Below are 9,185 nucleotides of genomic sequence, written 5' to 3' on the forward strand. Positions count from 1 at the left end.
TGCTCCTTCTTCGGAATCATGAAATCATCTCAAAATCTCCTGAAATTTAATATAAGCTAATTTCCAACACTTACTTAACTCTGTTGCTTTTTTCATTTCCAGTGCAAAGTTACATATCGCGTGCGCAAAGTATCTGCGCACTTGTGAAAATAATTCGCGGCATGTAAGAAACTGTTTAAATTTAATTCGAAATTATTTATATAATGTATCTTGTGGCTTCCTTGAGGTCTTTTATGGTTGTTTTCACCAGGTCTCCTCGGTCACATAGCCCGCCATGCTCCCTCCTCGGCTCGTAAAAACACCTCATAAAATCCTCCCAATGAACCTCACAATTAAATTTAAACTGTTTCTAAATATAACACTTTTGTATCTGTTTTCGTTTCCGGTAGGTATGTACGGGATTATATATTCTGACACGATAGGGGAGGAGCCAAATGTAAATGCAAATCAAGAAAAAATGACTGATAACGGTGAAATTGCCCGACAACATGGCGATTAAAAAATGTCGAACGGCTCTATCTCCGTCTGCTTCATATAAATGGATTTATCGGTAGATCTTTTTGTTTTGGGGCGTTTGATTTTGCCCTCGGCGATGAGGCGTTCTTACTCGGCGCGGATGCGATCGAGAAGGACGGATGCAGGTTCGTCATTGGGGTCTTGCAGCACGAGTTTATCACGGATGGCGAGGTCGAGTATACGCTGGCGTAGTTTCTGTGTATCAATCATATCAGTACTTATGAATCCCTCTATGGAAAAACAGTAAATCAGCCTTAGATGTTGACGAGCCAACTTCAAGACGATACTCCTGATCCATAAATATAAAGTCTTTGCCAAGCTCAAGGATAAACTGCTTTATGTGTTCAAGCAACCCGGTCTTCAACTTCGACTCACTGTGTTTCTTAGGCAGATTAAGGAAATAAAAAAAGATGGTATCCTTAAACATCGCCTGAGCGTTTGGATATGTTTCGAGCATCCTCTTTGACATACTTTTCTTGCTTCCCAACAAGGTTGAGAAAGTCTGATTGGAGATGCAGCGCTTCAGTTCTTTATTGGTCAGATGTTCCTTGCTTGCATAAAGGATGTAAAACATACGTTCTTCCTGACTTCTGCATCTGCTAAATATCTCCAAATGATTGGATAATGTAGTCAACTCCAATATCTTGGGTAATTGACCGGATGGTACAGGAACAAATTGTGCAGATTCCGTCTGCACAATTAAGTCCTTCCCATGAACTTGACTGCTTTCTCCGGATTGCAATTGTCCGGTTTTTGGCTGGACAAATTCAGAATTGAGAAAGCGCATGACAGTATCAGCAAATTCTGCGGATGAATATTCGTCATAAAACATAACCATATTGTAAATGCTGCTGCGGCTATACCCCTTAAGGTCAGGCCTCTTGGCGCGGATGTATTCTGACAGTTGGGCCACAACCTTGCTGCCCCATTCCTCGCTTTTCAACTTTGTCGAGACATAGCAACCTACTTGCCAAGCGGTCAGGAGCAGTTCATTATTTACAGCCTGCGAAGCCCGACTCCTGTGAGACAAGATTATATCGACAACCTCGCTAAATTGTCGTTCGGTTTTGTCGGTCAGCAAATCTCCGCGCATTTCTTTGGACACTTCTGATTTCATGTTTATCCGGGAAGTTGAGCTGATTGTTCTTGGTCTCTGTGATAAAGTCATCGCGTTGAATGTCAATGTCTCCTTCTCTTCTTGTGTTGAGCGGGGCTTTACCTTCTCGAGGTTGAGCAGAGAATAACAGTTCCACAGTTGAGATACATTGAACTGGGAGTTTGCCCTGCGAAGCTGGACTGAGAGGTCACGTAGCATTGAATAGGTCAACGGTTCGCCGGAGTTATTGTAGATTATGCGCAATGCTTCAATCTCATCAGCATGTGTCTTGCAGTAATCCTCGAAAGCGGATGTCGTGTCCTGTGCCTCCTCCATTGAGAATCCTTTGGATATAAGGGTATCCTCACCGGGCATCAAGGTTTTGATGAAACCGGCATTGAGAGTTAGCAAAAGCTCACGCGCTTTAGGATTATTTGCCAACGATGCGAACATACCTTTCCGTTCCAAGTTCGGCTCATTGACATTGCGATAAGGTGGCAACGATGGAGACGTTTCAAGGTCGATTGCCTTGAACATCCTTTCCGACAGGTCAGCCATGGTTATGCCGTGGGTCAGTTCGGTAAATTCATTGCGCTGACGCTATAATTGCATCGGTAAATATCCTGATGCTTTTGTTGCAGGGCTTTCCCGACACACTTGGCGGCATCGGGTGACAGACAGTTACTGGTGACAGTGGTGACAGACAGCCGCTAAAGAATGCGGACGGCGCGTTTCTTGCATAGTTCGAGATTATTAGCTAATTTTGCAATGTGAAAAAGTCGTTTGCCACTGTTTTTGTGTCATTGGTGATGCTTGTGTTTGTGAACTTCATGTTCTCGAACGCAATCTTTACGCATGTGCACAAGGGGGTTGACGGCAGGGCTGTGACACATTCGCACCCTTATTTACCATCCGGAACCCATTCCCACACCGCGCATTCGCTTGATCTTGTAGCCGGGTTCAATCTGGCGGCGACAACCGCGCAATCAGTGGCGGGATTTGCGCTTGATATTCCGGATGTGTCATTTTCATTAGTCTCAGCCTGTGTCATTGTCGCCAAATGTCGGCACGAAGGCACCTTATATCTTCTCAGGGGTCCCCCTGCTGTGAAATAATTTCTGCGGGAGTCGCGCATATGTAGCGTTACGTACCTATTGTATACACATATTTAGAAATTATTTCGCAACAGACAATGTATAAAAGAATATATGTTGCGGCTATGGCTGTTGCCATTGCCGCGTCGGCGCGTGCCGACAAAAATGCTGTTCCCTCTTCACCCACAGAGAGTGAGCTTGATTCTCTGATGGATGTTTTCATGCTTGACCAGGTGGTTGTAACCAGTTCAAAGAGCGAGGTCAAGCGCAGGGAAAGTCCATCGCTCGTGAACGTCATGACCGGGAAACTGCTTACCACGGTCGGTGCCTGCTCGCTTGCCGACGGACTTGATTTCCAGCCTGGCGTGCGTGTTGAAAACGACTGCCAGAACTGCGGGTTCACACAGGTCCGCATCAATGGTCTCGACGGACATTATTCTCAGATTCTCATGAACTCGCGACCTGTCTTCTCCGCCCTTACGGGAGTCTACGGTCTTGAACAGATTCCAGCGAACATGATTGACCGTATCGAAGTGATGCGTGGCGGCGGATCGGCACTGTTCGGATCTTCAGCCATCGGCGGAACAATAAACATAATCACAAAAGATCCCCGCGAGAACTCCGCAAAAATCTCGCATACGCTTACTTCCATAGGTCCGTCTGGTTCTCTTGACAACAATACGACCCTTAATGCTTCTGTTGTCACCGACAATGACAAGGCGGGTATTTTTATTTATGGGCAAAGCCGTTACCGCGATGGATATGACCACAACGGCGACGGCTTTACCGAAGTTGCCCAATTGAAGACACAGACTCTCGGCGCACGGACGTTTCTTCGCACAACGGAGGATTCGCGTCTTTCTGTGGAATACCACAACACGCATGAATACAGACGCGGAGGAGACCAGCTTGACGAACCGCCGCATCTGGCAATGATCGCCGAGCAGGTGGAGCACAATATACATGCGGCTGAAGTGACATATGACATATGGCCCGGCGACAGGCGTGACCACGTGTCTGTCTTCTCAGCAATGCAGGCAACTAAGCGCAAAAGTTATTACGGTTCCGATATGGATCCCGACGCATACGGCCGCACGTCGGACCTTGTCGTTACGGCAGGTACACAGTGGACCCATCCGATCACTCATTTCCTGTTCATGCCCTCGGAACTTGTAGCCGGACTCGAATATTCATATAACCGCCTGCATGACGTGACAATAGGATACGGGCACGACCTGCTGCAGAATGTGAACATATTCAGCGGTTATCTTCAGAATGAGTGGCGCAACGAGAAGTGGGGATTCCTTGTAGGCGCACGTCTCGACAAGCATTCTCTGATAAAGAACCCGATTGTCTCTCCGCGTGCCAACATCCGTTTCAATCCGTCTCGCAGTGCGAATTTCAGGTTGTCGTATTCAACCGGTTTCCGCTCTCCGCAGGCATATGACGAGGATCTGCACATCGCGATTGTCGGTGGCGAAAGGGTGGTTACCGTGCTTGCCCCGGATTTGAAGCAGGAGAGCTCTCAGAGTTTCAGCGCGTCAGCCGACTTTTACCATACTTTCGGAAATGTTCAGACAAATCTTCTTATCGAGGGATTCTTTACCGATCTGCGCGATGTGTTCGCGATCCGTCAGCTTGACGGCACCGATGCCCAAGGGAATGCCGTTCTTGAGCGTTACAACGGTTCGGGAGCGCGTGTGTTCGGTTTGAATCTTGAGGCAAAGGCTTTCTTCTCGTCGCATTTTGATGTGCAGGCAGGTGTCACTCTCCAGCGCAGCCGTTACAAAAAGCCGGAAGTGTGGAGTGACAACCCCGATGTCCCGGCTGAGAAGAGGATGTTCCGCACACCTGATGTATATGGCTATTTTACCGCGAACTGGGAGATCCTTCCCAAATTCAGGGCTATATTCACAGGAACGCTTACCGGTCCGATGACAGTGCAGCATCTTGTAGGTTCGGGAACTGATGTGGATCTTGCGGTGCGCACCCAATCCTTCTTCGACGCATCGGTAAAACTTGCATACTGTTTTAAAATTTTCAAGAAAGTGGATATTGACATGACAGCGGGTGTAAGCAACATATTCAACTCCTATCAGCGTGACTTTGACACGGGTTCTTTACGGGATTCCGGATATATGTATGGTCCGGCGTTGCCCCGTTGTCTGACGTGCGGAGTGTCACTTAGTATTTAAGGTGTTGATCAGTAATCACATAGCAAAGAGGGCATTCTTTGGAATGCCCTCTTTGCTATGTGATTACTGATGCCGGATCCGTATGTTCTTGTTTACGTGGATGGTACCAGCGTGAGAAAAAGAGGCGTGCGAGAAATATGGAGCCGCGGAATATCAGCTCGATGCACATGGCGATCCAGACACCTTGCAACCCCATGGACTTGGCGAACAGCCATGCGAGCGGAACCCTTACAGCCCATATGCTGCCGAAATTCATGACGGCAGGCAATGTGGTGTTGCCAACGCCTACGAAGACTCCATATGTCACAATGGATGCTGCGAACATAGGTTCCGCCCATGCCTCGATGCGCAGCACTTCCGCCCCGAGTTCGCGTATTGCCTCTACCGGTGTGATTGCCGCCATGATTTCATAAGAAAACATATACATAAGCACACCCATTGCCGACATGACCGCCATGCCGAGTCCTACCGCCATGTAACCGAATTGTCTCACAAGTCCCGGACGATCGGCGCCGTGACTCTGTCCGGTAAGTGCGGTGGCGGCATCACCTATTCCATATCCGGGCATGTAACAGAGACTCTCGGCTGTAACGGCAAATGCGTTTGCCGCGATAGCGATTACACCCAGAGGAGCCACGATCATTGTGATTGCTATCTGCGCGCCGCAGATGACTGCATGTTCCAGCGTCATGGGTGCCGAGATTGAGGCAGCCTTCCGGGTGATGCCGGAAGTGGGACGGAAACTGCCCTTTGTTCGCCATATGCGTATCTCCGGCTGGCGCACACATGCATAATACATCATTATGACCGCGCATACGGCTTCTGCCGCCACGGTTCCCAAAGCCGCACCGAGCACTCCGAGTCCTGCTCCGGGAATTGTGACATGTATACCGGAGAGGTCATAATGGTGTGAAGGGAAAATAAGCAGGAAGTTGAATATGCAGTCAAGCACACACATCATTCCGCTGAGAAGACTCGGAATTTTCATGTTGCCGACGCACCGCAGCATTCCGCCGGCAAGATAATTCATTGTAAGCAAGGGCAGTGCCGCTACAAAAACAACGAAATAAAGCGAAGCTTTCGGGCATATCGCTTCTCCTCCTCCGAGCCAGTGAGGCAGAGGCAACGCTATCGCCACACCTATTAGCGCAGTCAAGATACTGAATGTCAGGCTGGCGGTGATGCCCTGGCGAAGCACGCGCCGCGCCCCCTCGTTGTCTTTGGCTCCGACGCGGTGTGCTACCTGAACGGAATATCCGGAAGTCATCGCCGAGCATATTCCCCAGAAAAGCCACAGACTTGTAGACACCAGTCCGATGGAGGCGGAGTCATCGGCACCGAGCCTTCCTACCATAGATGCATCTATATACTGCATCGCGATGCTCGACAATTGTGCGAGCATCGCGGGCAGTGAAAGCGAGACTGTGAGCCTCAGACGTTGCTTCCACGAGAGTTCTTTCCCTTCGCGAATGAAACGGATGTCTGATTTCATCGGTTCTTTAACAGCTTCTACAGAGTTTTTAAAACTCCGGCAAGCCGGCGCAGGGCTTCCGCGAGGCGGGAGCGCGGGCAGGCATAGTTGATGCGCATGTAGCCGTCGCCCGCATACATAGTGCCGGAATTTATATGTACTTTCCCATTCTCTCTGAGCAACTTATCGAGGTTGTCGGAGCTTATGCACAGAGGGCGTATGTCAATCCAGGCAAGATATGTTGCCTGTGAATCGCATATCCTCAACTGCGGGAATGCGGAGCCGAGGGTTTCGCGAAGATAGTGGTAGTTGTCATCAAGATAAGTGTTTAACGCATCCAGCCACTCCTCTCCGTCATTGTATGCGGCTTCCAGTGCCACGACTCCGAACGGATTTATGTCGCACACCTCATTATCGTTTATCGCACGTTCGATGAGGTCTCGGGTTTCCGTATCCGGACATACGATATTGGCTGTCTGGAGACCAGCCGTATTGAAAGCCTTGCTCGGAGAGCAGCATACAACGGCTTCCGGGTCGATGGTCGCATATGGAATGTATTCATAGCCTCCGTGTATCAGTTCGCAGTGGATTTCATCACTGAGGACACGGACTCCGTTGCGGCGGCATATGTCGCGCACCTGTTCAAGTTCGGCACGGGTCCAGACGCGACCTGTAGGATTCTGGGGGTTGCAGAGGAGAAGAAGCCTGGTCTCAGGTCTTGACGCTGCAGCCTCAAGGTCTTCGAAATCTATCTCATATGTGAATCCGGAAGCGGTCTCTATGCGTTTAAGAGGATTGTCAATCTCTATGGCATGGTTGTTTCTTACTGAAGAGAAGAAACAGTTGTATGCCGGTGTCTGTATGATTACACCTTCACCCGGTTTCACGAGCGCTTTGATTATTGCCGATAGTGCCGGGACTACACCGGAGGTGTAGATAACCCTGTCCTTGTCGATATGCCAGCCGTGACGTGTATCGAACCAGCGTGTCAGAGCCTCGTAATAAGAGTCAGGCACACGGACATAGCCATATATCCCTGTGGCGGCACGGCTCATAACTGCTTCTTTTACTGACGGAGCGGTCTGAAAATCCATGTCCGCCACCCACAGGGGAAGCATGTCGGGGTCATTGTCGGAGTCCCATTTTACGCAGCCTGTGTTACGGCGTTCTGTAAGTTCATCAAAATTATATTGCATTTGAAGAAATGATTTTTACGGGTTCTACGGCTATTGAAAAACCGTCGATTATGATTTCCTTTATTGTTTCTGCCGTTATGCTTCCGCGCATGGGATTCTTCACGCTTGTCACAGGCGAGAGCAGGATGGCGTTGACTTCGCTGTCTTCGAATGCGAGGTCGCAGTCTTCCTCAAACACACAGTCCTCAAGCACGAGGTCGCGGCAATAACAAAGCGGCTGCGTGCCAGAAATGCGGCAGCGCACAAGATGCAACCGGCGGGAATGCCATCCGAGATATTCACCGGAAATTACGGAATCGTAGATCGTTACATTCTCAGTGCCCCAGAATGCATCCTTTGAATGAATTTCAGCATTACGGATCTCTACGTTGCGGCAATACTGGAAGGAATAGTTGCCCTGCTGATGCCAGTTTTCGATGCGGATGTCGTGGGAATGCATGAAAAGATAGTCGGCGTTTGCCACTTTGACATCACGGATATCGACATTGGCGCAATGCCAGAGAGTCTCTTCAGCGTCAGGGATGTTTACATTGCGCAGAACAATGCCGTCCATTTCTCTGAACATCTTTGGCGCGTCAACCTGAGTGTCGGTCATCTCAAGATTGCGGGAATACCACAGTGCGGCGCGGGCGCCGGGGGTGAAGAGTGAGTTTCTCACTTTGAACCCGTCTGTGTGCCAGAAGGGATATTTGCCCTCGAAGCGGCATTTTTCTGCCTCTATGTCGGCACAGCATTTGAGGGCTGATTCTCCGGCATGAAATGTGACGTTTTCAAGATGCAGTCCGCGGGTTCCGAAAAGGGGGCGTTCTCCGCCGAATTCTTTGTCTCTGATTGTTTCCATAGGTTTATTGTATCTGCAGTTTTTGTCAATGCAAAATTACCGAAAGATTTTGGAATCAGTGATACCATTAAAGGGTATAAACATACCCTTTTCACACAAAGAGTGAAGGCCGCAACCGTAATGATACGCGACCTTCAGGAATTAGTGAGTGTGAGTGTATATAGATAACGCTTCTTTCCCGTTGTATATTGTATACGGATACGATTGAATATGGATACTATTGAATATCTCTCCCCGTGCGGTATTCTTCATCTTGCTGCTACGGACGGAAAACTGCTGATGTGCGACTGGGCGGACAGTCCCAGGCATAGGCGCAACCTCGGGCAGCTGAACCAGGGGGAAATGGATTACGATGTGATCTCTTGCGCTGAAACCCAGCTTGACGAATACTTTTCAGGCAGACGGCATAGGTTCGATATTGAGGTTTCTCCTGCAGGAACACCATTTCGCCGCAGAGTCTGGGAATGTCTTGCGGAAATACCTTTCGGCGGAACCATGACATACAAAAAACTTGCGGAAATTGTCGGAATACCGGACGGTGCAAGGGCTGTTGCCGGTGCTGTTGCGGCAAATCCGGTTTCTATTTTCATACCGTGTCACAGAATCATAGGGACCGGCGGGGAACTCACCGGATATGCCGGCGGTATGGCGGCAAAAAGGTTTCTTCTTGAGTTGGAGAAATAAAAACGAGGATGTGTTATAATAGCCCGTCTGGGTCGTTGGCTGAATGATTCGGCTTCGGTCATTGACGAAAGTCAACTCCCTTCAGCCTCACA

General features: G+C 49.2%; 6 protein-coding genes and 3 pseudogenes. 3 read left to right on the plus strand and 6 right to left on the minus strand.

The window, feature by feature from the left end:
* Positions 1–501: 501 nt before the first annotated feature.
* The 3 pseudogenes from JX312_RS14285 to JX312_RS14290 all read right to left on the minus strand — a co-directional run.
* Positions 502–723, minus strand: a pseudogene (locus JX312_RS14285) (type I restriction endonuclease); the annotation flags it as partial.
* 16 nt (positions 724–739) lie between these two features.
* Positions 740–1,609, minus strand: a pseudogene (locus JX312_RS05135) (PDDEXK nuclease domain-containing protein); the annotation flags it as partial.
* A gap of 150 nt (positions 1,610–1,759) precedes the next feature.
* Positions 1,760–2,170 (minus strand): annotated as a pseudogene (locus tag JX312_RS14290) (type I restriction-modification enzyme R subunit C-terminal domain-containing protein); the annotation flags it as partial.
* Positions 2,171–2,382: 212 nt separating this feature from the next.
* On the opposite strand from JX312_RS14290, the gene JX312_RS05145 reads away from it, so the two are divergent.
* Entirely contained in the window at positions 2,383–2,727 is a 345-nt protein-coding gene (locus tag JX312_RS05145) for a hypothetical protein (RefSeq protein WP_204457268.1), read from the plus strand.
* Positions 2,728–2,804: 77 nt separating this feature from the next.
* Complete coding sequence (locus JX312_RS05150) at positions 2,805–4,901, plus strand: TonB-dependent siderophore receptor (protein ID WP_204457269.1); 2,097 nt, start codon at positions 2,805–2,807, stop codon at positions 4,899–4,901.
* Between the two features lie 55 nt (positions 4,902–4,956).
* Here the strand turns inward: JX312_RS05150 and JX312_RS05155 are convergent, their stop codons facing one another.
* Genes JX312_RS05155 through JX312_RS05165 form a run of 3 tightly spaced genes read right to left on the minus strand, consistent with a single transcriptional unit; the run spans position 4,957 to position 8,409 of the window.
* Positions 4,957–6,393, minus strand: a complete 1,437-nt coding sequence (locus JX312_RS05155) for an MATE family efflux transporter (RefSeq protein WP_204457270.1) — start codon at positions 6,391–6,393, stop codon at positions 4,957–4,959.
* A 17-nt stretch (positions 6,394–6,410) separates the two neighbouring features.
* Positions 6,411–7,568 carry a MalY/PatB family protein gene (locus JX312_RS05160; protein ID WP_204457271.1) on the minus strand — a complete coding sequence of 386 codons (1,158 nt, stop codon included), beginning with the start codon at positions 7,566–7,568 and terminating at the stop codon, positions 6,411–6,413.
* Complete coding sequence (locus JX312_RS05165) at positions 7,558–8,409, minus strand: DUF3737 family protein (RefSeq protein ID WP_204457272.1); 852 nt, start codon at positions 8,407–8,409, stop codon at positions 7,558–7,560. Before JX312_RS05165 ends, JX312_RS05160 begins: the two co-directional genes overlap by 11 nt.
* A gap of 210 nt (positions 8,410–8,619) precedes the next feature.
* On the opposite strand from JX312_RS05165, the gene JX312_RS05170 reads away from it, so the two are divergent.
* Positions 8,620–9,093, plus strand: a complete 474-nt coding sequence (locus JX312_RS05170) for a methylated-DNA--[protein]-cysteine S-methyltransferase (protein WP_204457273.1) — start codon at positions 8,620–8,622, stop codon at positions 9,091–9,093.
* Positions 9,094–9,185 lie beyond the last annotated feature (92 nt).

Origin of the sequence: Barnesiella sp. CU968 (assembly GCF_905219685.1) — a bacterium.
Taxonomy (GTDB): Bacteria; Bacteroidota; Bacteroidia; order Bacteroidales; family Muribaculaceae; genus Lepagella; species Lepagella muris_A.